The sequence below is a fragment of the Pseudomonas canadensis genome (genome assembly GCF_000503215.1).
In the GTDB taxonomy this organism is placed as follows: domain Bacteria; phylum Pseudomonadota; class Gammaproteobacteria; order Pseudomonadales; family Pseudomonadaceae; genus Aquipseudomonas; species Aquipseudomonas canadensis.
Window position 1 is genome coordinate 619,903 of the sequence record NZ_AYTD01000013.1, and the last position, 23,179, is coordinate 643,081.

Annotated in this window: 24 protein-coding genes and 4 tRNA genes; 9 read left to right on the top strand and 19 right to left on the bottom strand. The window is 60.1% G+C overall.

Annotated features, from left to right (window positions below; all coding sequences use genetic code 11):
* Positions 1 to 17: 17 nt before the first annotated feature.
* Positions 18 to 383 carry an SPOR domain-containing protein gene (locus U367_RS0111730; RefSeq protein WP_032864195.1) on the bottom strand — a complete coding sequence of 122 codons (366 nt, stop codon included), beginning with the start codon at positions 381 to 383 and terminating at the stop codon, positions 18 to 20.
* A gap of 262 nt (positions 384 to 645) precedes the next feature.
* On the opposite strand from U367_RS0111730, the gene csrA reads away from it, so the two are divergent.
* A complete protein-coding gene (gene csrA, locus U367_RS0111735; RefSeq protein ID WP_003192511.1) occupies positions 646 to 840 on the top strand; it encodes a carbon storage regulator CsrA in 195 nt (64 codons plus the stop codon).
* A 293-nt stretch (positions 841 to 1,133) separates the two neighbouring features.
* On the opposite strand, the gene U367_RS0111740 is transcribed toward csrA, so the two are convergent.
* The gene (locus U367_RS0111740; protein ID WP_028617099.1) at positions 1,134 to 1,811 is read right to left on the bottom strand and encodes an HAD-IA family hydrolase; all 678 of its coding nucleotides are present in this window, start codon (positions 1,809 to 1,811) and stop codon (positions 1,134 to 1,136) included.
* A 206-nt stretch (positions 1,812 to 2,017) separates the two neighbouring features.
* Here U367_RS0111740 and U367_RS0111745 point away from each other — a divergent pair, with 206 nt between their 5' ends.
* From U367_RS0111745 to U367_RS0111765, 5 genes are all read left to right on the top strand, one after another.
* Positions 2,018 to 2,788, top strand: a complete 771-nt coding sequence (locus tag U367_RS0111745) for an alpha/beta fold hydrolase (protein ID WP_028617100.1) — start codon at positions 2,018 to 2,020, stop codon at positions 2,786 to 2,788.
* A 111-nt stretch (positions 2,789 to 2,899) separates the two neighbouring features.
* Complete coding sequence (locus tag U367_RS0111750; RefSeq protein ID WP_028617101.1) at positions 2,900 to 3,145, top strand: DUF2790 domain-containing protein; 246 nt, start codon at positions 2,900 to 2,902, stop codon at positions 3,143 to 3,145.
* A gap of 42 nt (positions 3,146 to 3,187) precedes the next feature.
* Positions 3,188 to 3,859 carry a heavy metal response regulator transcription factor gene (locus U367_RS0111755; protein ID WP_028617102.1) on the top strand — a complete coding sequence of 224 codons (672 nt, stop codon included), beginning with the start codon at positions 3,188 to 3,190 and terminating at the stop codon, positions 3,857 to 3,859.
* Entirely contained in the window at positions 3,856 to 5,256 is a 1,401-nt protein-coding gene (locus U367_RS0111760) for a heavy metal sensor histidine kinase (protein ID WP_028617103.1), read from the top strand. Before U367_RS0111755 ends, U367_RS0111760 begins: the two co-directional genes overlap by 4 nt.
* A gap of 126 nt (positions 5,257 to 5,382) precedes the next feature.
* Complete coding sequence (locus U367_RS0111765) at positions 5,383 to 5,607, top strand: hypothetical protein (protein ID WP_028617104.1); 225 nt, start codon at positions 5,383 to 5,385, stop codon at positions 5,605 to 5,607.
* Positions 5,608 to 5,622: 15 nt separating this feature from the next.
* Here U367_RS0111765 and pcp read toward each other — a convergent pair whose 3' ends face one another.
* From pcp to U367_RS0111780, 3 genes are read right to left on the bottom strand one after another with little or no spacing between them, the layout of a single operon-like run.
* Positions 5,623 to 6,264, bottom strand: coding sequence for a pyroglutamyl-peptidase I (gene pcp / locus U367_RS0111770; RefSeq protein ID WP_028617105.1), 642 nt, complete (start codon positions 6,262 to 6,264; stop codon positions 5,623 to 5,625).
* A 7-nt stretch (positions 6,265 to 6,271) separates the two neighbouring features.
* The gene (locus U367_RS0111775) at positions 6,272 to 7,222 is read right to left on the bottom strand and encodes a DUF979 domain-containing protein (RefSeq protein WP_028617106.1); all 951 of its coding nucleotides are present in this window, start codon (positions 7,220 to 7,222) and stop codon (positions 6,272 to 6,274) included.
* A complete protein-coding gene (locus U367_RS0111780) occupies positions 7,219 to 7,935 on the bottom strand; it encodes a DUF969 domain-containing protein (RefSeq protein ID WP_028617107.1) in 717 nt (238 codons plus the stop codon). Before U367_RS0111780 ends, U367_RS0111775 begins: the two co-directional genes overlap by 4 nt.
* 324 nt (positions 7,936 to 8,259) lie before the next feature.
* Here U367_RS0111780 and U367_RS0111785 point away from each other — a divergent pair, with 324 nt between their 5' ends.
* Both U367_RS0111785 and U367_RS1000000131975 read left to right on the top strand, forming a co-directional pair.
* Positions 8,260 to 8,805 carry a DUF4410 domain-containing protein gene (locus tag U367_RS0111785; RefSeq protein ID WP_028617108.1) on the top strand — a complete coding sequence of 182 codons (546 nt, stop codon included), beginning with the start codon at positions 8,260 to 8,262 and terminating at the stop codon, positions 8,803 to 8,805.
* A gap of 9 nt (positions 8,806 to 8,814) precedes the next feature.
* Positions 8,815 to 9,000, top strand: a complete 186-nt coding sequence (locus U367_RS1000000131975) for a hypothetical protein (protein ID WP_028617109.1) — start codon at positions 8,815 to 8,817, stop codon at positions 8,998 to 9,000.
* 85 nt (positions 9,001 to 9,085) lie between these two features.
* Here U367_RS1000000131975 and U367_RS0111795 read toward each other — a convergent pair.
* Positions 9,086 to 9,162 (bottom strand) — tRNA-Val (locus U367_RS0111795).
* 184 nt (positions 9,163 to 9,346) lie between these two features.
* Here U367_RS0111795 and U367_RS0111800 point away from each other — a divergent pair.
* Positions 9,347 to 10,630 carry an NAD(P)/FAD-dependent oxidoreductase gene (locus U367_RS0111800; RefSeq protein ID WP_028617110.1) on the top strand — a complete coding sequence of 428 codons (1,284 nt, stop codon included), beginning with the start codon at positions 9,347 to 9,349 and terminating at the stop codon, positions 10,628 to 10,630.
* Between the two features lie 201 nt (positions 10,631 to 10,831).
* On the opposite strand, the gene U367_RS0111805 is transcribed toward U367_RS0111800, so the two are convergent.
* The 13 genes from U367_RS0111805 to U367_RS0111865 all read right to left on the bottom strand — a co-directional run bounded on the left by U367_RS0111805 (position 10,832) and on the right by U367_RS0111865 (position 23,108).
* A tRNA-Asp gene (locus U367_RS0111805) sits at positions 10,832 to 10,908 on the bottom strand.
* Between the two features lie 108 nt (positions 10,909 to 11,016).
* A tRNA-Asp gene (locus tag U367_RS0111810) sits at positions 11,017 to 11,093 on the bottom strand.
* Between the two features lie 55 nt (positions 11,094 to 11,148).
* Positions 11,149 to 11,224, bottom strand: a tRNA-Val gene (locus U367_RS0111815).
* A 107-nt stretch (positions 11,225 to 11,331) separates the two neighbouring features.
* Complete coding sequence (locus U367_RS0111820) at positions 11,332 to 12,096, bottom strand: SDR family oxidoreductase (RefSeq protein WP_020372640.1); 765 nt, start codon at positions 12,094 to 12,096, stop codon at positions 11,332 to 11,334.
* A gap of 11 nt (positions 12,097 to 12,107) precedes the next feature.
* The gene (locus tag U367_RS0111825) at positions 12,108 to 13,319 is read right to left on the bottom strand and encodes an O-succinylhomoserine sulfhydrylase (protein ID WP_028617111.1); all 1,212 of its coding nucleotides are present in this window, start codon (positions 13,317 to 13,319) and stop codon (positions 12,108 to 12,110) included.
* Positions 13,320 to 13,384: 65 nt separating this feature from the next.
* Positions 13,385 to 14,890 carry an amidophosphoribosyltransferase gene (gene purF / locus U367_RS0111830; RefSeq protein ID WP_015884965.1) on the bottom strand — a complete coding sequence of 502 codons (1,506 nt, stop codon included), beginning with the start codon at positions 14,888 to 14,890 and terminating at the stop codon, positions 13,385 to 13,387.
* A gap of 41 nt (positions 14,891 to 14,931) precedes the next feature.
* Positions 14,932 to 15,489: a CvpA family protein gene (locus tag U367_RS0111835; protein WP_028617112.1), complete on the bottom strand. Its 558-nt coding sequence runs from the start codon at positions 15,487 to 15,489 to the stop codon at positions 14,932 to 14,934.
* Positions 15,490 to 15,691: 202 nt separating this feature from the next.
* Positions 15,692 to 16,351: an SPOR domain-containing protein gene (locus tag U367_RS0111840; protein WP_028617113.1), complete on the bottom strand. Its 660-nt coding sequence runs from the start codon at positions 16,349 to 16,351 to the stop codon at positions 15,692 to 15,694.
* A complete protein-coding gene (gene folC, locus U367_RS0111845; protein ID WP_028617114.1) occupies positions 16,335 to 17,642 on the bottom strand; it encodes a bifunctional tetrahydrofolate synthase/dihydrofolate synthase in 1,308 nt (435 codons plus the stop codon). The genes U367_RS0111840 and folC overlap by 17 nt, the downstream gene beginning before the upstream one ends.
* Positions 17,639 to 18,559 carry an acetyl-CoA carboxylase, carboxyltransferase subunit beta gene (accD, locus tag U367_RS0111850; protein ID WP_016976632.1) on the bottom strand — a complete coding sequence of 307 codons (921 nt, stop codon included), beginning with the start codon at positions 18,557 to 18,559 and terminating at the stop codon, positions 17,639 to 17,641. The genes folC and accD overlap by 4 nt, the downstream gene beginning before the upstream one ends.
* A 244-nt stretch (positions 18,560 to 18,803) precedes the next feature.
* On the bottom strand, positions 18,804 to 19,436 hold the full coding sequence (locus U367_RS0111855; RefSeq protein WP_028617115.1) for a phosphoribosylanthranilate isomerase: 633 nt from the start codon (positions 19,434 to 19,436) through the stop codon (positions 18,804 to 18,806).
* Between the two features lie 64 nt (positions 19,437 to 19,500).
* Complete coding sequence (gene truA, locus U367_RS0111860; protein WP_028617116.1) at positions 19,501 to 20,325, bottom strand: tRNA pseudouridine(38-40) synthase TruA; 825 nt, start codon at positions 20,323 to 20,325, stop codon at positions 19,501 to 19,503.
* Between the two features lie 230 nt (positions 20,326 to 20,555).
* Positions 20,556 to 23,108, bottom strand: coding sequence for a FimV/HubP family polar landmark protein (locus U367_RS0111865; protein ID WP_028617117.1), 2,553 nt, complete (start codon positions 23,106 to 23,108; stop codon positions 20,556 to 20,558).
* Positions 23,109 to 23,179 lie beyond the last annotated feature (71 nt).

The window sequence follows — 23,179 nt, forward strand, 5'->3', positions numbered from 1 at the left end:
TGCGCCCCGCCAGGCTATTACTGGGCGGCCTTGTGCTCAATGATCTCTGACACCGTGTCAGTTTTCTTGGCCCGGGCCATCTTCTCGTTAAGTAGCGTCTGCTTGGCCTCAGCCTCCGCCTTGGATGCGAACGGCCCCAGCAGGACTTCATCCTTGCCGTCCATCTTCACGATATAAAAATTGAAACCATGTTCCAGCAACCAGGCCGTGAGGTCGGTGATTGCCTGCAGCTTGTGGTCGGGCGGGCCTACCCGAATATCCCATTCCTGAGCGGCAATTGCGCCGGTTTGAGGCTGGCTTTCAGTCACGGCAGGCTTGGCCTTGGGCGCATCGACGCTTTTGCCTTCACCGCAACCGGCCAATGCCAACACCGCAATTGCCATCGCTACTTTACGCACTGCCCTGCTCCTTCAAAGATAAAGAGGCGACTTTATCATTCACTGTCTATTCTGGCCGTCATAAACGTTGGCTTAAACAATGCGAATCATGTATCGCAGACCTGTATGATGCCGCCATGGGAATTAATGTCGCCTCTATGCGTCCTAAAAGAGGCAGTCACAGGGAAGCGCTTAGCAGTAAGCTACACACATCCGACACCTGCCCTGTCTGAAACATGTGTCCTTAAAAGTAATCAAGGAGAAGTCCATGCTTATACTCACCCGCAAAGTTGGTGAAAGCATAAACATCGGTGATGACATCACGATCACCATCCTGGGCGTAAGCGGCCAGCAAGTACGAATCGGCATTAACGCACCCAAGGATGTTGCCGTGCATCGCGAGGAAATCTACCAGCGCATTCAGGCTGGCCTGACTGCTCCGGACAAAAACCAGACGCCTTGAAGCCCTCCCAGTAGCCAGCCCTTTCGTTCACTGTAACGGCTGGCGAAAACCTCCTTGAACGGCTCTGTCTTTGTTGCGTGAATCACGTCCTCTCTGCGTTCATCTTCATGGAAAGATGAAGCTGTGTTCACGCCTGGAACTGACGCCTGGAACTGTTAGTTTCACTCACGGCCGAATCGCTTGCCTGCCCTCCCACCATCCGTGTGTATTCAGGAATACATCCACGAGGATGTGAACGGATCCAGCCAACGCCCAACAAAGCCAAGCCCCATTACGGACTCGACCTTTTCATGTCAGGCGACCCCGTCCTGCAAGTACAGCAAACCGTCCGCGTCACGCAGCACGCTTAGCTGTTCGTACCCGTCTATCGAAGAATGCTCGGTGAGCATGGGCGCATGATGCGTCGACGTCACAACCATCACGTCCGCCCCCGCAGCCTCTCCCGCCCGGATGCCTACTGTCGCATCTTCAAACACCAGGCAATCCTGCACCGGTACGCCCAATCGTCGCGCCCCCAGCACGTAACAGTCGGGGTTCGGTTTGCCAATCGCGACATCTTCGGCGGTGACCATTATTGCCGGCGGCGCAATGCCTGCCGCTTGCAGTCGACGTAGCGCCAGCTCCCTGGGCGCCGAGGTAACCAGCGCCCATTGAGCATCCGGCAGACTGTTCAAAAACGTGACGGCGCCGGGAATCGCCACGACACCTTCGACATCATTGATTTCAGCCTGGGTAATCCACTCTGCCTCCACCTCGGGATCAACGCCCGGCAATGCCTGACGGGTGATGGTATCGATCGCACGGGCACCGTGAATGGTGGCCAGGAACGCCGCCACTTCCAGACCATGATTCTTAGCCCAGATGCTCCACACCCGCTCGGCGGCGGCAATGGAGTTGAGCAACGTTCCGTCCATATCGAACAGAAAGGCACGGTAACGACGGTTGTATACGGCTGAACCTCGGATGGACACTGCGCAGTTTCCTCATGGGCGGAGACAAATAATGGGCCCACTGCAATCTACGGATCACCTGGACGGTTGTAAACGCCACCGACGCGATTGCATTACAGCTTTGTAATCAAGCGGTAAGTCTTTCCACCACCCTCACTTCATACAGTTAAGTCGTCAGTCGCCCACATCGGATGACGCCACTTCCTACTGATGAAAAGGGTCCACCTATGAAACCTGCTAGCAAACTCTGCCTGATCGCCGCCAGCCTCCTGATGCTGGGCACTGGCAGCGCCATGGCGGGCACCATCGCACCGGTCAAAGCCAAGAATGTGGTGCTGGTGCACGGCTCCTGGGCTGACGGTTCGAGCTGGTCCGAGGTGATTACCCGCCTCCAGGCCGCGGGGCTGCACGTCACCGCCGTGCAAAACCCGCTGACCTCGGTGGCCGACGATGTTGCCGCCACCCACCGTGTGCTGGATCAACAAGACGGCCCGACCGTGCTGGTCGGCCATTCCTATGCAGGCACCGTGGTCAGCGACGCCGGGGTCAACCCGAAAGTCAGCGCCCTGGTCTACGTGGCCGCCAGGGCTCCAGACGCCAACGAAGACTTCGTCGCGCTCTCAGCCAAGTACCCGACCATGCCTGTTCGCGCTGGCGTCGAAGACCACGACGGCTACCTCACCCTGAGCCAGGACGCCTTCCTCAAGTACTTCGCCGCCGATGTGCCACACGCCAAGGCCATGGAGCTGTACGCCGTGCAGCAACCCATCACCAAGACCCTGTTCAGCGGCCGCACTGTCAATGCGGCCTGGCACACCAAGCCATCGTGGTATGCGGTGTCGGCGAATGACCAGACCATCAACCCTGACCTTGAGCGCTTCCTCGCCAAGCGTATGAACGCCACCACCATCGAGCTGCCATCGAGCCACTTGTCACTGGTGTCCCACGCCAAGGAAATCACCGATCTGATCCTCGAAGCCTCGGGCCGCCAGCCTTAAGCCTTGCATTACAAACTTGTCATCATCCTGTTGGTTGGCTGTTCGGGGCGCCTGGTTACTGTGAAGTCACTGCCATGACCTGGTAGCCAACCCTTTAAGAGAGATACCACCATGAAACTGTTTATCCTCGGCTTTACCGCTTTGCTCGCTACCGGTTCCGTACTTGCCGCCGAACCTGTCATCCACGACAAAACCGGCTTCTTCGTCCACCTGGACGTGGCCAAAGTGCTGTCGAGCACCGACACTTATGGCCAATGCGGCATCGTCCCCGCCCGCCTCAACTACCTCGACAGCCAAGGCCGCGAACACGTGTTGGACTACCAGGTGCAGGGCATCGGTTGCGCCAGTGACAATTGATCGGGCTACACTTGCGTTACGCATTGAAACAGGGCATTACCCATGAACATCCTCGTAGTCGAAGACGAACCCAAGGCCGGCAACTACTTGCTCAATGGCCTGCAGGAGCTGGGCTATTCCGTCAGTCTCGCCCGCGACGGCGTGGACGGCTTGCATCAGGCCCTGGAAACCCCGTTCGACGTGATCGTACTGGATGTGATGATGCCGAAAATGGACGGCTGGGAAGTGCTGCGCCGCCTGCGCAAGGAAGCCGACACACCGGTACTTTTTCTGACGGCTCGCGATGACATTGCCGACCGCATCAAGGGCCTGGAACTGGGCGCCGACGATTACCTGATCAAACCGTTCTCCTTCGCCGAACTGGTAGCACGCTTGCGTACGCTGACCCGCCGTGGCCCGAGCCGGGACGAGGAACAGCTGCACATCGCTGACCTGCAGATCGACGTACTGAAGCGCCGCGTTACCCGTGCCGGCACGCGCATTACCCTGACCAATAAAGAGTTCGCCCTGCTGCACCTGTTCGCAACTCACCAGGACCAGGTGCTGTCCCGTTCGATGATCGCATCGCGGGTGTGGGACATGAACTTCGACAGCGACACCAACGTGGTAGACGTCGCCGTACGGCGCCTGCGCTTGAAAATCGACGATCCGTTCCAGCTCAAGCTGATCCACAGCGTGCGCGGCATCGGCTACCGCTTCGATACCCAGCCATGAACAAACGTCGTCATTACTCCTTGACGCTGCGTCTGGCGCTTGTCTTCGCCCTACTCGCCTTCGCCTTGCTGGCAACCCTGGGTGTGGCGCTGTACCGCGAGCTGGAGCGAGAGTTGATCAAGCGGGACGATGCCGCATTGATTTCCCGCGTCGACCAACTGCGCAACCTGCTCAACGACAGCAATACCCTGGACCTGATCAAGACCAAGCCGGAGCTGTTCCAGAACATGCTGGGCAACCGTGAATCGATACTGAGCATCGCCGCGCCTGGGCAAAAAGCTCTGCTGACGGTCAATCCCGGTAATATCGACCTGCCTTCCGTCCCCCCGGTGCCCAAGAACCACGAGCTGACGTTTGCCGACGTGCACCACTTCCCCAGCATTAACGGTGTGCCGTTCGCGACCGTGGCCGCGTCCATCGACTCCGGCGACCTGGGCAGCCTGCAAGTCACCACGGGGCGCCTGATGACAGAGCGCACCGCCATGCTCGCCAGCTATCGCTTGAGCGTTTATATCCTGGCGAGCATCGCCGCAATCATTCTGGCGGTGGCCGGTTATCTACTGGTGCATCGTGGACTTGTACCGTTGCGCCGCCTGGCCCGGCACGCCCAAGGCATCGGCGTCGGCAATCTCGCCGAACGCCTCGACAGCCACGGCGCACCCAAAGAACTGCTACCGATGATTGATTCGTTTAACACCATGCTAGAGCGGCTAGCCAAGGGTTTTGTCCAACTGGGCCAGGTGTCCACCGACATGGCCCACGAACTGCGCACCCCCATCAATAACCTGCTGGGCGAAACCCAGGTTGCCCTGCAACAAAACCGCAGCATCGAGAGCTATCAGCAACTGCTGGCGTCCAATGTCGAAGAGCTTGAACGCCTGGCGCGGATGCTCGACAACATGCTGTTCCTGGCGCGCACCGACCCGGCCAGCGCCCTGCGCCAGCGTCAGGAACTCAATGCCGCAGATGAAGTGGAACGCATCGCCGAGTACTTCGAAGGCTTGGCGGCGGATCGGGATATCAGTATTCGCGCTGAAGGTGACGGGGTGATCTGGGCGGAGCCGATGCTACTGCGCAGGGCCCTGGCGAACCTGTGTGCCAACGCCATTAAATATGGTGCGCCGAGCACCGAGTTGGTGATACGGGCGATTCCCGATGCCGAGGGCATTCACCTGAAAGTCAGCAACCGCGGTGAGACCATCGCTGCCGAGCATCTGCCGCGACTGTTCGAACGTTTTTACCGTGTGGATGAATCACGGGAACGGTCAGCGCAATCCAACGGGTTGGGCTTGTCGATTGTGGCGACCATCATGCAGTTGCATAACGGGCAATACAGCGTGAGCAGTGAGGCCGGGGTGACGTGTTTTGATTTGTTCTTTCCGAAGCGGGAAGACTGAGCAGCAGACCCCCGGTGTTATTTTGCAAAGGTTTGTCCCTTATCGCTGGACGAAAGCCACACTATTCTGGCTTCCCAAGGGGCTCAAGGCAGAGCCGGCAACAGTAAAAACCATGGAGATTCGGGAATGGAAATACGATTAGGTCTACTGGAAAAGGGGCTGGCTGAAATGAACGAGAAGCTGATCACCGTTTCGAGCAAGGCAGACGCCATGGATAAACACTTCGCTTCCAAGGCAGACCTGGCAACCACTGAGCTGAACCTTATCAAGTGGTACGTGGCAACCGCATTCGCAATGACAGGCCTGGCTTGCGCCATCACCTTCGGACTTACCCGATTGTTTGCGATGTGAGAGGCGCTGGGCCGGTCAACCGACCTGCCCGCCCGCCTCCTTTACATCCACAAGCGTTTGCCACGCAGCCAGTAAAGCTACCTGCAATCCCGCAACCATCATACCCAGCGCCATTGAAGGCTGCTGCGAACCCGCCACCTGCTCTGGCAGAAACGGTACGTGGATAAACCCACTGCGCACTCCCGACCCTGCAAGCGCATGCTGCAAGAGATAAAACACCTGATTACACACAAATGTCCCCGCCGTCTGTGATACCGAGGCTGCGATCCCCGCTTCACGCACGGCCTTGACCATCGCCTTGATCGGCAGCGTCGTGAAGTAGGCCGCTGGGCCATCAGCGATGACCGCCGTATCGACAGGCTGCTCGCCCAGGTTATCCGGAATACGAGCATCGTTGACATTGATCGCCACCCGCTCGATAGAGAGAGTGCTACGGCCTGGTCCCAGACCAGTAGCGATCACCATCGCCGGACGCAACTCATCGATCAACCGGTTCAGGCACTCACCGGCAGTGGCAAATGCGCAAGGCAATCGACGCGCAACTATCTGCACATCGGGCGCTAGTTGCGCACCGTCCAGTTGGCGCACAGCCTCCCAGGACGGATTAACCAAGTCTTTATCAAAGGGCTCAAAGCCCGTCAGCAATACGGTTTGCATCTTGACCTCACATCAACACGTAGAGCAGCACAATATTGACCACCAACATCATCAGCGCCGTGGGCAGTTGAGCCTTGATCACGGCGTTCTTGTCCGGCAGTTCGAGCAACGCAGCAGGCACGATATTGAAGTTGGCGGCCATCGGCGTCATCAGTGTGCCGCAGTAGCCGGAGAACATGCCAATCGCTGCCATTACGGCCGGGTTACCGCCGTAGATACCCACCAGTACCGGCACGCCAACACCGCCTGTCATCACTGGGAAAGCCGCGAATCCATTACCCATGATCACCGTAAACAAGGCCATGCCCAGCACATAGACCATCACCGCCACCAACTTGAAATCCATGTTGATGTAGGTCGTGGTGACGTGCGCAACGGCCGTACCGACCCCGGCTTCGTTAAACAGCAAGCCGAGCATCGCGAGCATTTGCGGAAGCACCATCGCCCAGCCGAGGGCTTCGGTGAGACGGCGGGATTCGCGCAAGGCTTGCACCGGCGTATCACGAGTGAGCCAGCAGGCCAGGCCAAGTGCGATCAAGCAGCCGATGCCAAGGGAAACGAAGGTGGTGTTTTTCGGATCCAGCAGCGGCACGCCGCCGATCTCGGTGTGCTTGAGCAATACCGAGCCGATCACCGTGGTCAGCGGAATAGCCAACGCAGGAATGAAGAGTTTGTGACCCAGTCGACCGGCACTGGCGCGGGATGCCTTGTCATGCAACTCGGCATGCTTGCCACGGCCGACGCCGCCCATGCCGGCGATCAATGCCATCACCACGACGCCAGCGCCGATGGCGACCGACGGCAGGCGCTCGCCGATCAGGAACGGAATAGCGAACAACAGCCAGAACAACGCACTGGACCAGCGCTTGGGATGGCTCCGGTCCATCAAAATCATCCCCGCGGTGATCAGCAGCAGAACCCCAGCGAGCCAATACAGGTATTGAATGGAAATGATCATTGCGCGGCCTCCGCTGGCGTAGTGGCAGATGTCATCTCACGGGTGAGCCTTCGATCAAACCGATGCAGACGGATTGCATGAATGATGAAGGCACAGATCGCAGTAGGGATGCCCCACACCGCAATGTGCAGAGGCTCAACATCAATCCCTGAGCCGAGCAGGAAGGTGTGCATCAATGCGATGGCGCCAAATGCGACAAAAATATCTTCACCAAAAAACAGGCCGACGTTGTCAGTCGCGGCGCACATGGCCAACACCTTGTGACGCAGCTTGTCCGGCAACTTGCCGTAGCGTTTTTCTGCTGCACCTTCGGCCATCGGCGCCAGCAGCGGGCGCACCATCTGCGGGTGCCCACCCAAGCTGGTCAAGCCCATGGCAGCAGTGGATTCACGCACAAACAGATAGATGATCAGCAGGCGCCCCACCGTGGCGCGTTCGAAGCGTGCGATCCAGTTCTGCGCATGCAGGCGCAGCCCGTGACGCTCCAGCAGGCCGATAACGGCAAGGGGCAACAACAGGATCAATTGCAGGGCACGGGTCTGAAGGAAGCCATCGCCCATGGTCGCGAGGATTTTTTCCAGTGGGAAATGGGCGGCAAGCCCGGTGGCGATGGCGGCGGCGGTGACCACCAACAGCGGGTTGAAGCGCAAGATAAAGCCAACCACGATCACAAGTACGCCGATCAACGGCCATAAGTTCACAACAGTTTGCATGGCGTGAGGTCCTTAAGTGCGCGCTGCGGCGCCATTACAGCAGGATGTGAACAAAGGGTTCACAGCAAGAAGTGGCGTGCAGTCGGCTCGGTTTTTTATTGTTGACCCGAAAGGTCGAGCGTCAGTGGCGGCAACTTTGCTGCCTGGGGACGCGAGGTGTCCAACAAGAAAAATTGTTGCTGCGAACCAATAATTCTTGTGGGTGATTGGACGCGGTACACGTAACAAGATGTGGACAGACCTGACGGGATTCGCGCATCTTAGCGCCGCCCGTTTCTCAGGCCTTTGCGGCCCTCCCGTTAACGTTGTGGATATGGAAATTCAATGAAAACCCAAAAAATCCTGATCGCTATCTCCTGCGCCGTTGCGCTGTCCATGCTGGGTGGTTGCGCCGCCAAGGTGAAAAGTGGTGGCAGCGCCGCCCTGGCGATCCCGGACGCCGCCAAACACAACTTGGTGGTGAGCATCAAAGGCGAAGGCCAGGTCGAGCAAAACCCGGACTGGAACCTGCTCAAGCGCGACTGGAACAATGCGCTCCAGGTCGAAGCCCGCCAAGCCGGCTTCAATGTCACTGAAAGCTCCGCGGTGGCTCCCAGCGGCGAAGACGGTGTCGGCATCAACATCAATGTGAGCAAGTTCCGTTACATCGAGCCGGGCTCGCGCTACGTCGCGGGTGCGCTGGTAGGTAATGCCTGGGTGTTCTCTCGCGCCGATTACTCTGACCTTAAATCCGGCGCACCGATTGGCTCGCGCACCTACGACACTTCGTCGTCCGCCTGGGAAGGCATTGCCTCGGCCATGACACAGAAGCAAGTACAGGCGATCGCCAAGCAGATGATCAGCGATATCAAAAGCGCCAAGGCCAAGTAAATCGCCACCGTGAGCGAATTTCTAGAATTTATCTGGCGGCTCATCGGCACGCTGTTCAATCTGCTCGAGTTGGCGAGCGATTACACACCACCACGGCGAAAACGCGTGCTCTCATTCGGGTTCGTGATGTTTTTGCTGTTGGTGGCGCTGGTTGAACTGGTGTTGTTGCAGATGTTTCTTGGCGAGACCGGCTGAGGCGGGTTTTAGAAATCCCAGACAACAAAAAAGGGCCCACCTTTCGGTGAGCCCTTCTAGACCGCCCAGCAGAGCGGATTTTGTTTGGTAGGCGCGATTGGACTCGAACCAACGACCCCCACCATGTCAAGGTGGTGCTCTAACCAACTGAGCTACGTGCCTGCTGTGAGGCGGCATTCTACGGAATTCCGGAGGGGTGTCAACATCTTTTTTGCAGCTAACCCTATGAATATGCGAATTTTTTATTTGCGCGGAGCACACCCGTGAATTTCGGGTGGCTGGCAGGCAATTTTCAACTCAGGTAGGATCGACGCACTCGTAAAAAATATAAAACAGAGGTTCCAGGATGGCGAACACCCCCTACCCCCAGTCGTACTACGCCGCATCCGCGAATGCCGTTCCGCCTCGCCCGGTACTGCAAGGTGAGGTCGAAACCGATGTGTGCGTGATTGGCGCCGGCTACACCGGCCTCTCCAGTGCGCTGTTTCTGCTGGAGAACGGTTTTCGCGTGACGGTGCTCGAAGCCGCCAAGGTGGGGTTCGGCGCCTCGGGCCGCAACGGCGGGCAGATCGTCAATAGCTACAGCCGCGATATCGACGTGATCGAGCGCAGTGTTGGGCCTAAACAGGCGCAACTGCTTGGGCAGATGGCATTCGAAGGCGGCAAGATCATCCGCGAACGCGTGGCCAAGTACCAAATCCAGTGCGACCTGAAGGATGGCGGCGTATTCGCCGCACTCAACAGCAAACACATGGGCCACCTGGAGTCGCAGAAGCGCCTGTGGGAGCGCTACGGCCATACACAGCTGGAGCTGCTGGACGAGCGCCGCATCCGTGAAGTGGTGGCCTGTGACAACTATGTGGGTGGCTTGCTAGACATGAGCGGAGGCCATATCCATCCGCTCAACCTGGCACTCGGCGAAGCGGCGGCCGTGGAATCTCTGGGCGGCACGATCTACGAACAATCGGCAGCCGTACGAATCGAGCGCGGTGCCAATCCGGTGGTGCATACCGCGCAGGGCAAGGTCAGGGCCAAGTTCATTATCGTCGCGGGCAATGCCTACCTGGGCAACCTGGTGCCGGAGTTGGCGGCCAAGTCTATGCCGTGCGGCACGCAAGTGATCACTACCGCACCCCTCGGTGACGAACTGGCAAAAACGCTGCTGCCGCAGGATTACTGCGTCGAAGACTGCAACTATTTGCTCGACTACTACCGCCTCACCCGCGACAAGCGCCTGATCTTCGGCGGTGGCGTGGTGTATGGCGCGCGCGACCCGGCAAATATCGAGGCGATCATCCGTCCGAAGATGCTCAAGGCCTTCCCGCAACTCAAAGACGTGAAGATCGATTACGCCTGGACTGGCAATTTCCTGCTGACCCTGTCGCGATTGCCGCAGGTGGGACGCCTGGGCGATAACATCTACTACTCACAGGGCTGCAGTGGCCATGGCGTGACGTACACGCACCTGGCCGGCAAGGTACTGGCAGAGGTGCTCAGAGGCCAGGCAGAGCGTTTTGACGCGTTTGCCGACCTGCCGCACTACCCTTTCCCGGGCGGGCAACTGTTGCGTACGCCGTTTGCAGCGCTGGGTGCCTGGTATTACGGCCTACGCGACAAATTAGGATTCTGACTCGAAACCTGTAGGAGCCCGCTTGCGGGCGATGGCGTCCGTGAAATCGCCATCGCCCGCAAGCGGGCTCCTACAGCGCGCGCGCATCAAATCGCAGACACAAAAAACCCCGGTCTTTCGACCAGGGTCTTTGCTATCGGATCAAAGTAGCCAGAGGCTTGCTTCGTGCTTCAAGGCGTTCAGTGGGCCTTGAGGCAGATATGGCGCAGCGGACGGGACTCGAACCCGCGACCCCCGGCGTGACAGGCCGGTATTCTAACCGACTGAACTACCGCTGCGTATCGCTTGACTGATTGAGTGAGTGAAACCCTCAACCGTCTTTAAACATCTGATCGATCAACCTTGGTTGTTCAATCTCAAGCCCGACGAATCAGACCTGGAAAATATGGCGCAGCGGACGGGACTCGAACCCGCGACCCCCGGCGTGACAGGCCGGTATTCTAACCGACTGAACTACCGCTGCGCGTCGGTGCAACCTTTAACGTTGCGTCTTGCCCTGGGGCAAAACTCTCAAGAAGTGGTGGGTGATGACGGGATCGAACCGCCGACCCTCTGCTTGTAAGGCAGATGCTCTCCCAGCTGAGCTAATCACCCTTTGCTTCGTTGAGGCCGCGAAATTTACGCAGGTAGCGGACCTAAGTCAATAGCCTGCTTGAAGTTTTTCTGAAAAAGACAAAATTGCTTCAAGACGGCTACCCGCCCTACTCGCTGTAAATCATCTTCTTGCTCATGCCACCGTCCACGACAAACTCTTGCCCGGTGACAAACCCCGCCTGGCGCGACAGCAGCCACGCCACCATCGCCGCCACGTCTTCTACAGTGCCTACCCTGCCCGCCGGATGCTGCGCATGATCAGCATCACTCAACGGCTCGGCCCGACGTGCAGCCGGATCACGCGCATCGATCCAGCCAGGGCTGACCGCATTGACCCGTACTTCCGGCCCCAGGCTCATCGCCAAGGCATGCGTGAGGGCCAGCAGACCACCTTTGCTCGCCGCGTAGGCTTCGGTGTCCGGTTCCGACTGGCGGGCGCGGGTCGAGGCCAAATTGACGATGGCACCGCCATGGGCACGCAAGTAAGGCGCACAGTGCTTGGCCAACAACATCGGCCCACTGAGGTTCACAGCAAGCACCCGATTCCAGTACGCCAGGTCGAGGCTTTCCAGGGTGATATTGCGCGGGTCAGCCACCGCCGCATTGCAGACCAACGCGTCCAGGCGCCCAAACTGCCCCAATACCTCGGCAACACCTTGGGCCACTTGCTTCTCGTCGGCCACGTCCATGCTGATGAACCAGGCGTTTTCACCCAGCACCTTGGACACCTTGGAGCCGCGCTCGCGGTCCAGGTCAGTCAACACCACCTGCCAGCCTTCGCTGATCAGCCATGCGGCAATCCCGAGACCAATGCCTCGCGCCGCACCTGTGACCAGCGCAACGCGCCCGTTAGTGGCAGCCGCCGCTTCCATGGACCACTCGATCACAAGGCCGCCAGCCCGCGAGCCAAGTCAGCTTGCAAGTCAGCCACGTCTTCCAGGCCAACCGCAATGCGGATCAGGCTGTCACGGATACCCGCCGCTTCACGCTCCTGCGGCGCCAGGCGCCCGTGGGAAGTGGTACTCGGGTGGGTAATGGTGGTCTTGCTGTCACCCAGGTTGGCGGTGATGGAAATCAGGCGAGTCGCATCGATAAAGCGCCAGGCGCCCTCTTTGCCGCCCTTCACCTCAAAGCTCACCACAGCGCCGAAACCACGCTGCTGGCGCTGGGCCAATTCGTGTTGCGGGTGGCTCTTGAGACCGGCGTAATGCACCTTCTCGATACCGTCCTGCTGCTCCAACCACTGCGCCAGAGCCTGGGCGTTGGCGCAGTGGGCCTTCATCCGCAGATTAAGGGTCTCAAGCCCCTTGAGGAAGATCCAGGCGTTGAACGGGCTCAAGGTCGGGCCAGCCGTGCGCAGGAAGCCGACGATTTCTTTCATCTGCTCGCTGCGACCTGCAACCACACCGCCCATGCAACGGCCCTGGCCGTCGATGAACTTGGTCGCCGAGTGCACGACGATGTCCGCCCCCAGCTTCAACGGCTGTTGCAGCGCCGGGGTGCAGAAGCAGTTGTCCACGACCAGCATGGCACCTTTGGCATGCGCCACTTCAGACAACGCAGCGATGTCCACCAACTCAGCCAATGGGTTGGACGGCGACTCGACGAACAGCAACTTGGTGTTGGCCTTGATTGCCGCATCCCAGCCGGAAAGATCCGCCAAGGGCACGTAGTCCACTTCGATACCGAAGCGCTTGAAATACTTCTCGAACAGGCTGATGGTCGAACCAAACACACTGCGCGACACCAACACATGGTCGCCAGCACTGCACAGGCTCATCACCACCGCCAGGATCGCCGCCATACCAGTGGCCGTCGCTACCGCCTGCTCAGCACCTTCCAGTGCCGCAATACGCTCTTCGAACGCGCGTACCGTCGGGTTGGTATAACGCGAATACACGTTGCCCGGCACTTCCCCAGCGAAGCGCGCGGCGGCATCGGCGGCGGTGCGGAACACATAGCTGGAAGTGAAGAACATCGGATCACCGTGCTCACCTTCCGGGGTGCGGTGCTGGCCGGCGCGCACAGCCAGGGTATCGAAAGCTACGCCATCGAGGTCGCTGTCCAACCGACCGGCATCCCATTCCTGACTCATGCTGCGACTCCTTACTCAATTCTTTATTTAAGATACAAAACCGGCCCCTCAGGGCCGGTTGTCACTCAGTTGTTGTACAGGTCGATGATCGCGCTGACCGCCTGGGTCTTGATCTTCGACGAGTCGTTACGCGCCTGCTCGATCTTGTTCAGGTAGGCCTCATCGACATCACCGGTCACATACTTGCCGTCAAACACGGCGCAGTCGAACTGGTCGATCTTGATCTTGCCACCACCGACCGCCTCGATCAGATCAGGCAGGTCCTGGTAGATCAGCCAATCAGCGCCGATCAGGTCGGCCACGTCCTGGGTCGAACGGTTGTGAGCGATCAGCTCATGGGCGCTCGGCATGTCGATGCCGTAGACGTTCGGGTAACGCACCGCTGGGGCTGCAGAACAGAAGTACACGTTCTTCGCACCAGCTTCGCGGGCCATCTGGATGATTTGCTTGCAGGTAGTCCCGCGCACGATGGAGTCATCCACCAGCATCACGTTCTTGCCGCGGAACTCCAACTCGATGGCGTTGAGCTTCTGGCGCACCGACTTCTTGCGCGCAGCCTGGCCCGGCATAATGAAGGTACGGCCAATGTAGCGGTTCTTCACAAAGCCTTCGCGGAACTTGACGCCCAAGTGGTTGGCCAACTCCAACGCAGCGGTGCGGCTGGTGTCCGGGATCGGGATCACTACATCGATGTCGTGTTCAGGACGCTCGCGCAGGATCTTCTCGGCCAGCTTCTCGCCCATGCGCAGACGCGCCTTGTACACCGAAACACCATCGATGATCGAATCCGGACGCGCCAGGTAGACGTGTTCGAAGATGCACGGGGTGAGTTTCGGCGCCACGGCGCACTGACGGGTGTGCAACTTGCCGTCTTCGGTGATGTACACCGCTTCGCCCGGCGCAAGGTCGCGAATCAGGGTAAAACCCAGCACGTCCAGCGATACGCTTTCGGAAGCGATCATGTACTCGACGCCTTCGTCAGTGTGACGTTGGCCGAACACGATCGGACGGATGCCATGCGGGTCACGGAAACCGACGATGCCATAACCGGTGACCATGGCCACAACGGCGTAACCACCGACGCAACGATTGTGCACGTCAGTGACGGCGGCGAACACGTCTTCTTCGGTCGGTTGCAGCTTGCCACGCTGGGCCAGCTCGTGGGCGAACACGTTGAGCAGCACTTCCGAGTCGGAACTGGTGTTGACGTGGCGCAGGTCAGATTCGTAAATCTCCTTGGCCAGCTGTTCAACGTTGGTCAGGTTACCGTTATGCGCCAGGGTGATGCCGTAAGGCGAGTTGACGTAAAACGGTTGAGCTTCAGCCGACGTAGAGCTACCGGCGGTCGGGTAACGCACATGGCCAATGCCCATGTGCCCGACCAGGCGCTGCATGTGACGCTGATGGAACACGTCACGCACCAGACCATTGTCCTTGCGCAGGAATAACCGGCCGTCGTGGCTGGTCACAATACCGGCAGCGTCCTGGCCGCGGTGCTGGAGGACGGTTAGCGCGTCATACAGCGCCTGATTGACGTTCGACTTACCGACGATACCGACGATGCCACACATGCGACGCAACCCCTACTTAATGAATCTTGACTGAACACAGCTTACTGAGGCGTTTTGGCCGGTAAGAGGTGTTCCTTGAACGGTATATCAGCGGGTACGCTGATTCCGCTGGCCAGCCACTGACTGCTCCACCCCAATATGAGGTTCTTGGACCAATCTGCAACCAATAGAAATTTTGGCACGAGCACAGACTCCTGCCACCACGAATCCTGCTGTACCGGCCCCAGGCTCAACAGCCCGACCGCCACGACCACCAGCAACGCGCCACGCGCGGCGCCGAAGGCCATGCCGAGGAATCGATCGGTACCGGAGAGGCCGGTGACACGTATCAACTCGCCAATAAGATAATTGACCATTGCTCCCACCAGCAGCGTGGCGATGAACATGATGGCGCAGCCCGCGATGACGCGAGCCGAAGGTGTCTCGATGTATCCGGCCAGGTAGACCGACAACGAACCGCCGAACATCCAGGCTACGACTCCTGCGATGATCCAAGTCAGCAACGACAGTGCTTCTTTTACGAAGCCGCGGCTGAGACTGATCAAAGCGGAGATGGCGACGATTGCAACAATCGCCCAGTCAACCCAGGTAAATGGCACGTTTGAGCCTACGGACAGATAAGGCGGCGCATTTTAGCAGAGCGTCGGGCTATCGGTAAGCTGTGATTACGGCTGCTTTGCAAATCAACGGGTTGTACCCCTGAATGTAGGAGCCCGGCTTGCCGGCGATAGCGATTTTATAGATGCCATCACCGGCAAGCCGGGCTCCTACAGGTCAGCCACACGTCAAGCAGGGATCAAATCAGCCGCGTTCAGGCTGGAAACGGGTCACAAAACCCTTGAGGTTCTGCTGGCGATCCAACAAGTCCCGCAGGCGATCCGCCTCGGCGCGCTCGATCAGCGGCCCAATAAACACGCGGTTTTTGCCGTCGGCGCTGCGGATATACGCGTTATAGCCCTGGCTGCGCAGCTTCTTCTGCAAAGCATCAGCGCCTTCGCGGTTACCCAGGCTGGCCACTTGAATCGACCAACTGATCGGCAAGCCATTCGGATCAATACGGCTCTGGCCCACATCCGGCTTGCCCGGTGCCGCAGGTTGCGGCGCTACCGGCTTCGGTGCGGGCGCAGGCGCGGCAGGCTTGGCCGCTACGGTCGGCGCAGGCGCCGGCTTGACCACCGGCACGCTCGGCTGAACCGGCATCGACGGCGCTTGCTGGGCCGCAACCTCAGCATCGCTCGGCACCGGCTCTTCTTCCGGCAAGGCCTGGGGCTCAGGCACCACCACCGGTTCAACCTGTACTTGCGGCACCGACGGCGCCTGCGGGGCAGCCGGCGCTTCGACGACTACTTGACGCTCCTCGTCCTGACGCGAAAACAACATCGGCAGGAAAATCACCGCCAACGCCACCAGAACCAGGGCTCCGACCATTCGCTGCTTGTATGCGCTATCCAGTAATGCCATGTGCAGCTTCCTCCGTGGAGCGCCGGGCCAACCACTCGAGCGCCTCGGCAACACAATAAAATGACCCGAACAACAGAATCTCATCATCGGGGGTGGCAAGGGCGCACTGTGCTTCAAGGGCAGCGGTCACGCTTGCATACGACGCCACCGGCGCACCAAGGTTCTGCAAGGCCACTTCCAGCTCGGCGGCCGGACGGCTGCGCGAGGTATCCAGTGGCGCTACAGCCCACGCCTGGACATTGCCCAGCAAGGGTGCAACTACACCGTCCAGATCCTTATCGGCCAGCAAGCCAAAGACTGCAAGGCGACGACCGACCGGCGGCGTACGCGACAGGCGTTGTGCCAGGTACTCGGCCGCATGGGGGTTATGCCCCACGTCCAGCAACAGATTCAGGCACTTGCCTTGCCATTGGAACGCACGACGATCCAATCGCCCGACCACACGGGTCGATAGCAAGGTGGCGGCAATCTGCCCGGCATTCCACGGCAAGTCCAGCAACAGATAGGCCTGCAGTGCGAGCGCGGCGTTTTCCATTGGCAGGTTCAGCAGCGGCAGGTCGCGCAGCTCTATTGCCTGGCCGCGAGCATCGTGCCCACGCCATTGCCAGTGTTGCGCACCGATTTCGAGATTGAAGTCGCGACCTCGCAGGAAAAACGGGCAATCCAGCTCGCGCACCTTGTCGAGCAAGGTGTGCGGCGGATCCAGGTCGCCGCACAGCGCAGGCTTGCCCTGGCGGAAGATCCCGGCTTTTTCATAGGCCACGGATTCGCGGGTATTGCCCAAGTAGTCGGCGTGGTCCACACCAATACTGGTGACCAACGCCAGGTCGGCATCTACCACGTTGACCGTGTCCAGACGCCCGCCCAGGCCGACCTCCAGCACCACCACATCCAGTTGCGCACGCTCGAACAGCCAGAACGCCGCCAGGGTGCCCATCTCGAAGTAAGTCAGGGAAATCTCGCCACGGCCGGCATCGAGCGCAGCAAAGGCTTCGCAGAGTTGCTCATCGGTGGCTTCGACACCATTGAGCTGCACCCGCTCGTTGTAACGCAGCAGGTGCGGGGAATTGTAGACGCCAACTTTCAGCCCTTGGGCCTGCAGCAGCGCCGCGACAAAGGCACAGGTAGAGCCCTTGCCGTTGGTGCCGGTCACCGTGATCACGCGCGGTGCCGGCCGGCCCAACCCGAGGCGGGCCGCTACCTGTTGCGAGCGCTCCAGGCCCATGTCGATGGCGGACGGATGCAACTGCTCAAGGTAGGCGAGCCATTCGCCCAGGGTACGCTGGGTCATAGGTTTGCAGGCACCGGCGGCACGACAATCGGTTCAACCTTAGGCGCGACGTACACAGGCGTCGGCAGGCCCATCATTTGTGCCAGCAGGTTGCCCAGGCGTGGACGCAGTTCACCGCGCGGAATGATCAAGTCGATCGCACCGTGCTCCAGCAAGAATTCGCTACGCTGGAAACCTTCCGGCAGTTTTTCACGCACGGTCTGCTCGATCACACGCGGGCCGGCAAAGCCGATCAGGGCCTTTGGCTCGCCGACGATCACATCACCCAGCATCGCCAGGCTGGCGGAAACGCCGCCGTAGACCGGGTCGGTCAGCACGGAGATGAACGGGATGCCTTCTTCGCGCAGACGCGCCAGTACCGCAGAGGTCTTGGCCATTTGCATCAGGGAGATCAGGGCTTCCTGCATGCGCGCACCACCGGAGGCGGCGAAGCAGATCATCGGGCAACGGTTTTCCAGGGCGTAGTTGGCGGCGCGAACAAAGCGCTCACCGACGATGGCACCCATGGAGCCGCCCATGAAGGAGAACTCGAACGCCGACACCACGACAGGCATGCCGAGCAGTTTGCCGCTGACGGAAATCAGCGCGTCCTTCTCGCCAGTCTGCTTCTGCGCGCCGACCAGACGGTCCTTGTACTTCTTGCTGTCGCGGAACTTGAGGCGGTCAACCGGCTCCAGGTCTGCGCCCAGCTCGTTGCGGCCTTCGGCGTCCAGGAAGATGTCAATGCGGGCGCGAGCGCCGATACGCATGTGGTGGTTGCACTTGGGGCAAACGTCCAGGGTCTTTTCCAGCTCCGGACGGTACAGCACCGCGTCGCAGGATGGGCACTTGTGCCACAGACCTTCAGGAACCGAGCTTTTCTTCACCTCGGAACGCATGATCGAAGGGATCAGTTTGTCTACTAACCAGTTGCTCATGCTTTCTTTCTCCAGTACCGGTGGCTTGAACACAGCCCCGCGTATGCCCTTGAGCTAAATTCATATGTGGCGATGAAACATGCTGGACGGGGTCAGACGTTCGACCGGCCTTTTCCCGCATGTCCCCTCAGCCTTCCAGACAACCTGCCAGCGCAGGGTTGCCACTTCGTTTCCAGGCCACCCTCAGGCGGCACCGGGCTGTTTTACACAGTGGTAGTTATGGACGGCGGCAGACTGCCAGCCGTCACATCCGGTCACTGCTGTTGCGCACGGCCTGCATGAATGCGCGAATCTTGCTGTGATCCTTGATGCCCTTGCCCTGCTCCACGCCGCCGCTGACATCCACGGCATAGGGTCGCACCTGCTCTATCGCCGACCCGACATTGCCGGGGTTGAGCCCGCCGGCCAAGATGATCGGCTTGCTCAAGCCAGCAGGAATCAGCGACCAATCAAACGCCTCACCGGTGCCGCCGGGCACGCCCTCGACATAGGTGTCGAGCAGAATCCCACGGGCGCCACCGTAGGCGGCACACGCTGCCGCGATGTCATCCCCGGCCTTCACGCGCAACGCCTTGATGTACGGACGCTGGTAGCTCTCACATTCGTCCGGCGTCTCGTCGCCGTGAAACTGCAGCATATCCAGCGGTACGGCATCCAGGGTTTCGTTGAGTTCGCAACGGCTGGCGTTGACGAACAACCCCACGGTGGTCACGAAAGGCGGCAAGGCGGCGATGATCGCCCGCGCCTGCAACACATTCACCGCCCGCGGGCTCTTGGCATAGAACACAAAACCGATGGCATCCGCCCCCGCCTCGACCGCCGCCAGCGCGTCTTCTATGCGGGTAATCCCGCAAATCTTGCTGCGAACGGCTGACATGTCGTGGAAACCCCAGGGATTGGACCGAGAAAGTCCCGGATGTTAACAAAAGCTTTTCCGGGCGTCAGCCGCCAAGTTCGCTGAAACCTGTGAGGAAGTGTGGCCCGATGAAACGTTCCGGCAATTCGAACTCGTCGCGGTACTCCACATCCACCAGGTACAGGCCGAACGGATGCGCCGTGACCCCACCCGTACGGCGGACGCGGCTTTCCAGCACTTCCTTGGCCCACTCCACCGGGCGCTCGCCGGTGCCGATTGTCATCAGCACCCCGGCAATGTTTCGAACCATATGGTGCAGGAACGCACCGGCACGGATATCCAGCACGATCATCTTGCCGTGACGGGTCACCCGCAAATGATGGACCTCCTTGATCGGCGACTTGGCCTGGCACTGGCCGGCACGGAAGGCGCTGAAATCATGCACACCCACCAGATGCTGCGCGGCCTCGGCCATGCGCTCGGCGTCGAGCGGGCGGTGGTTCCAGGTGATTTCTTCGTTGAGGTGCGCAGGGCGGATCTGGTCGTTATAGATCACATAGCGATAACGCCGGGCGATGGCCTTGAAGCGCGCATGAAAATGCGCCGGCATGACCTTGGCCCAACTGACGCTGACGTCGTGGGGCAAATTGATATTAGCGCCCATCACCCAGGCCTTCATGGACCGCTCAGCCTGGGTGTCGAAGTGCACCACCTGGCCACAGGCGTGCACGCCTGCATCGGTGCGCCCGGCGCACATCAGCGATACTGGCGAATCAGCGACTTTCGACAGTGCTTTTTCCAGGGTTTCCTGCACCGTCAGTACGCCGGACGCCTGACGCTGCCAGCCGCGATAGCGCGAGCCTTTGTATTCCACGCCCAGGGCGATGCGGTAAAAGCCTGCGGCCGCCATTTCGGCGGCCGCGTTATCTATATTTGCCAAGAACTGAGAGCCTGATGAGTTGCGCAAAGACGGCCATTATAAAGACCGTAAAGCGTGATGGGCACTTTTGTTACGGATTGGCCCCTAGCAAAATGTGGGAGCGGGCTTGCTCGCGAAGGGGGTGGATCAGTCACAACATCATTGACTGACATGCCGTCTTCGCGAGCAAGCCCGCTCCCACACTGGATAGGCGTCGCCGGTTAAATGCGACCGAGCATTTCCTTGGCCTCGCCGCGCTGAGTCTCGTCGCCCTCAGTCAGCACTTCGGTGAGGATGTCTCGCGCACCGTCCGCATCGCCCATGTCGATATACGCCTGGGCCAGGTCGAGCTTGGTGGCCACCTCGTCTGTGCCGGAGAGGAAGTCGAATTCCGGCTCATCGTCGCCCTTCGCCGCATCTTCTGCGGTGAAGGAAGGCTCGATGGACGGATGTTCCAGGCTCTGGGACAAACGGTCCAGCTCGGCGTTGACATCGTCCAATTCGGACGCAAATGCATCAGGCTTGGCCGCTACTTCCGGCTCATCGGCCAGGGACAGGTCGAAATCCTCCGGCAGATCGAAGTCGTCCAGTGCCGCAGGTGTGAGGGTCGGCGGCTCTACGGCCGGCGCATCCTTCATCTGCTCTTCCAGGCCAGAGAGGAAGTCGTCATCGGATTGCGCCGAAGCCGGGGCGTCCAACTGCAGGTCCAGATCGAAGTCCGACAGGTCGTCCGGGCTGGCCTTGGCTTCAGTCTGCTGCTTTAGAAGCGACTCAAAGGTTTGCTGATCGTCCTTGACCTCGGCCGGGGAAGCTTCTTCGAGATCGTCCAGGCTCAGGTCAAAATCGGTATCAAAGGGCTCCGACTGCGCAGGCGCCGGTTTGTCTTCGAGCAAATCCTTGACGTATTGAGCGTCCAGGGCAGCAGCGGCCACCGCCGCACTGACACCCGCCGCCAGCACGGCCATGGCCGGGAAGCGACTCTTGAGCTGCTCGACCTGGGCATGGTTTTCACCATTGGCCACCAGCTGACGCTCCTGTGTCACAAAGCCGTCCTTGTCGTTTTGCAGGCCGTAGACTTCCATCAGCTTCAAACGCAGGTCGCTGCGCTTGGGCTCATGCCTGATCGCCTGTTGCAGCACGTCGGCGGCCTGGTTGAGGTGGCCACGGTCGATATGGGATTGAGCCTGGGCCAACGCATCGCTTGAGTTCACCGGGGCCACGGCAACGGCCAGCGGCGCGAGCACGGAAGCAACGGTCGGCACCGCAACAGCCGGCGCGACCACCGGGGCCGGTGCTGGCGCCGCGGCCAGCTTGACGTTTGGCGGCGGCACTTCCAGGCCTTCGAAGCTGTCTGGCGGCAAGTCCTGGTCGATGTTCGAGGTGAATACTGGCTCTTCCGCCAGGGCCCGCGCCATACGCAGGTGTTTTTCCTCTTCGCGACGGGCGTTGCGATGGCGTATCCCCAGCAGCAGGAGCAAAAACGCCAATAACGCTGCAGCGCCGCCGATCACCCATAGAACGATAGGGTTGGTCAGCAGGTCGTTGAATTTGCCCTCGTTGGCGGCAGGCGTTGCATCCGCCTTGACCGGCTCAGGCACTGGCGCGGCCGGTGCCGGGATCGCAGCGGCTGCGTCGGGCGCTGCCGCATTGGCCGCCGGCTCACCCGCCAACTGCGCAGGCATTGCCGCCGTGGCCGGAGCTGTCGGGGCGCCTTTCTCAGCCTGCAGACGCGCGAGCTGATCGTTTTTCAGTTGAATCAGTTTCTGCAACTTGTCCAACTGGCTTTGCAGGTCTGCTGCGCGGCTTTTGAGTTCTTCGTTGTCGCGACGGGTGGTGTCCAGTTGCTCCTGGGTCATCGCCAGTTTGTCGCTCAACCCCGCACTATCGCCCGCCTTGCCCTTGGCCCCCTTCTTGGCCGCTTCGGCAGAAACCAGGCTCAGGTTGTCCTTGGCGTTAGTGCTCGCCGGGGCATTGCCGGCCTGGGTGCGTTTGGTCGCGTCCAGTTGCTGCTTGCCCGCCGTCGGGTTGGTGGCGGCGCGTCGGCCTTGGCGCCAGGCGGCATTCTGCGCGCTGACTTCGGCGATCGCCTGGGGTTGCGGCAGCGCGGTGCTTTGTACGGGATCAGGCAGGCGCAGGACCTGGCCGGTCTTCAAACGGTTGATGTTGCCGTCGATAAACGCGTCAGGATTCAGCGCCTGGATCGCCAGCATGGTCTGCTGTACCGAGCCGCCGTTGCGGTTTTTTGCGGCAATTTCCCACAAGGTGTCGCGGGAGGTGGTGGTGTGCTGCGCCGGCTTGCTCGCGGCCGGCGCGCTGCTGGCCGGAGCCGCCAGGCGCGGGGCTGGCGCGGCGGTCGTTGGAGAAGGCTGGTCGAACTTGGCCGGGTCGAGCAACACGCTGTAGTCACGCATCAGACGGCCATTAGGCCATTGCACCTGCAACAGGAAACGGACGTAGGAATCAGGCAGCGGCTTGCTGGAGGTGACGCGCACCACACTGCGGCCGTTTGGATTGACCACCGGGGTAAACGTCAGGTCATCGAGAAATGCCTGGCGATCAACGCCCGCGTCCACAAACGCCTGGGACGAAGCCAAGCTCGGCGTGATCTCGGACGCCGTGAGGCCGCCGACATCGAGCAATTCGATTTCCACCGCCAACGGCTGGCTCAACTTCGACTTGAGGGTCATCTCCCCCAGCTGCAGCGCCTGCGCCATACCGGAGGACAGCGCCGAGGCGGCCGCTATTGCTAACACCAGTTTGCGAACTTGAACCATAGCCTCATCCTTTGTTTGAACACTCCCCGGCCTGCGAGAAGGTTGGTAACCGCTGCCATAAGGCATGGCGA

Excerpts from the sequence above, each read along its gene's own strand:
- U367_RS0111730 (WP_032864195.1), bottom strand. The coding sequence starts at position 383 with ATGGCAATTGCGGTGTTGGCATTGGCCGGTTGCGGTGAAGGCAAAAGC.
- csrA (WP_003192511.1), top strand. The coding sequence starts at position 646 with ATGCTTATACTCACCCGCAAAGTTGGTGAAAGCATAAACATCGGTGAT.
- U367_RS0111745 (WP_028617100.1), top strand. The coding sequence starts at position 2,018 with ATGAAACCTGCTAGCAAACTCTGCCTGATCGCCGCCAGCCTCCTGATG.
- U367_RS0111750 (WP_028617101.1), top strand. The coding sequence starts at position 2,900 with ATGAAACTGTTTATCCTCGGCTTTACCGCTTTGCTCGCTACCGGTTCC.
- U367_RS0111755 (WP_028617102.1), top strand. The coding sequence starts at position 3,188 with ATGAACATCCTCGTAGTCGAAGACGAACCCAAGGCCGGCAACTACTTG.
- U367_RS0111760 (WP_028617103.1), top strand. The coding sequence starts at position 3,856 with ATGAACAAACGTCGTCATTACTCCTTGACGCTGCGTCTGGCGCTTGTC.
- U367_RS0111765 (WP_028617104.1), top strand. The coding sequence starts at position 5,383 with ATGGAAATACGATTAGGTCTACTGGAAAAGGGGCTGGCTGAAATGAAC.
- pcp (WP_028617105.1), bottom strand. The coding sequence starts at position 6,264 with ATGCAAACCGTATTGCTGACGGGCTTTGAGCCCTTTGATAAAGACTTG.
- U367_RS0111775 (WP_028617106.1), bottom strand. The coding sequence starts at position 7,222 with ATGATCATTTCCATTCAATACCTGTATTGGCTCGCTGGGGTTCTGCTG.
- U367_RS0111780 (WP_028617107.1), bottom strand. The coding sequence starts at position 7,935 with ATGCAAACTGTTGTGAACTTATGGCCGTTGATCGGCGTACTTGTGATC.
- U367_RS0111785 (WP_028617108.1), top strand. The coding sequence starts at position 8,260 with ATGAAAACCCAAAAAATCCTGATCGCTATCTCCTGCGCCGTTGCGCTG.
- U367_RS0111800 (WP_028617110.1), top strand. The coding sequence starts at position 9,347 with ATGGCGAACACCCCCTACCCCCAGTCGTACTACGCCGCATCCGCGAAT.
- U367_RS0111820 (WP_020372640.1), bottom strand. The coding sequence starts at position 12,096 with ATGGAAGCGGCGGCTGCCACTAACGGGCGCGTTGCGCTGGTCACAGGT.
- U367_RS0111825 (WP_028617111.1), bottom strand. The coding sequence starts at position 13,319 with ATGAGTCAGGAATGGGATGCCGGTCGGTTGGACAGCGACCTCGATGGC.
- purF (WP_015884965.1), bottom strand. The coding sequence starts at position 14,890 with ATGTGTGGCATCGTCGGTATCGTCGGTAAGTCGAACGTCAATCAGGCG.
- U367_RS0111840 (WP_028617113.1), bottom strand. The coding sequence starts at position 16,351 with ATGGCATTACTGGATAGCGCATACAAGCAGCGAATGGTCGGAGCCCTG.
- folC (WP_028617114.1), bottom strand. The coding sequence starts at position 17,642 with ATGACCCAGCGTACCCTGGGCGAATGGCTCGCCTACCTTGAGCAGTTG.
- accD (WP_016976632.1), bottom strand. The coding sequence starts at position 18,559 with ATGAGCAACTGGTTAGTAGACAAACTGATCCCTTCGATCATGCGTTCC.
- U367_RS0111855 (WP_028617115.1), bottom strand. The coding sequence starts at position 19,436 with ATGTCAGCCGTTCGCAGCAAGATTTGCGGGATTACCCGCATAGAAGAC.
- truA (WP_028617116.1), bottom strand. The coding sequence starts at position 20,325 with ATGGCGGCCGCAGGCTTTTACCGCATCGCCCTGGGCGTGGAATACAAA.
- U367_RS0111865 (WP_028617117.1), bottom strand. The coding sequence starts at position 23,108 with ATGGTTCAAGTTCGCAAACTGGTGTTAGCAATAGCGGCCGCCTCGGCG.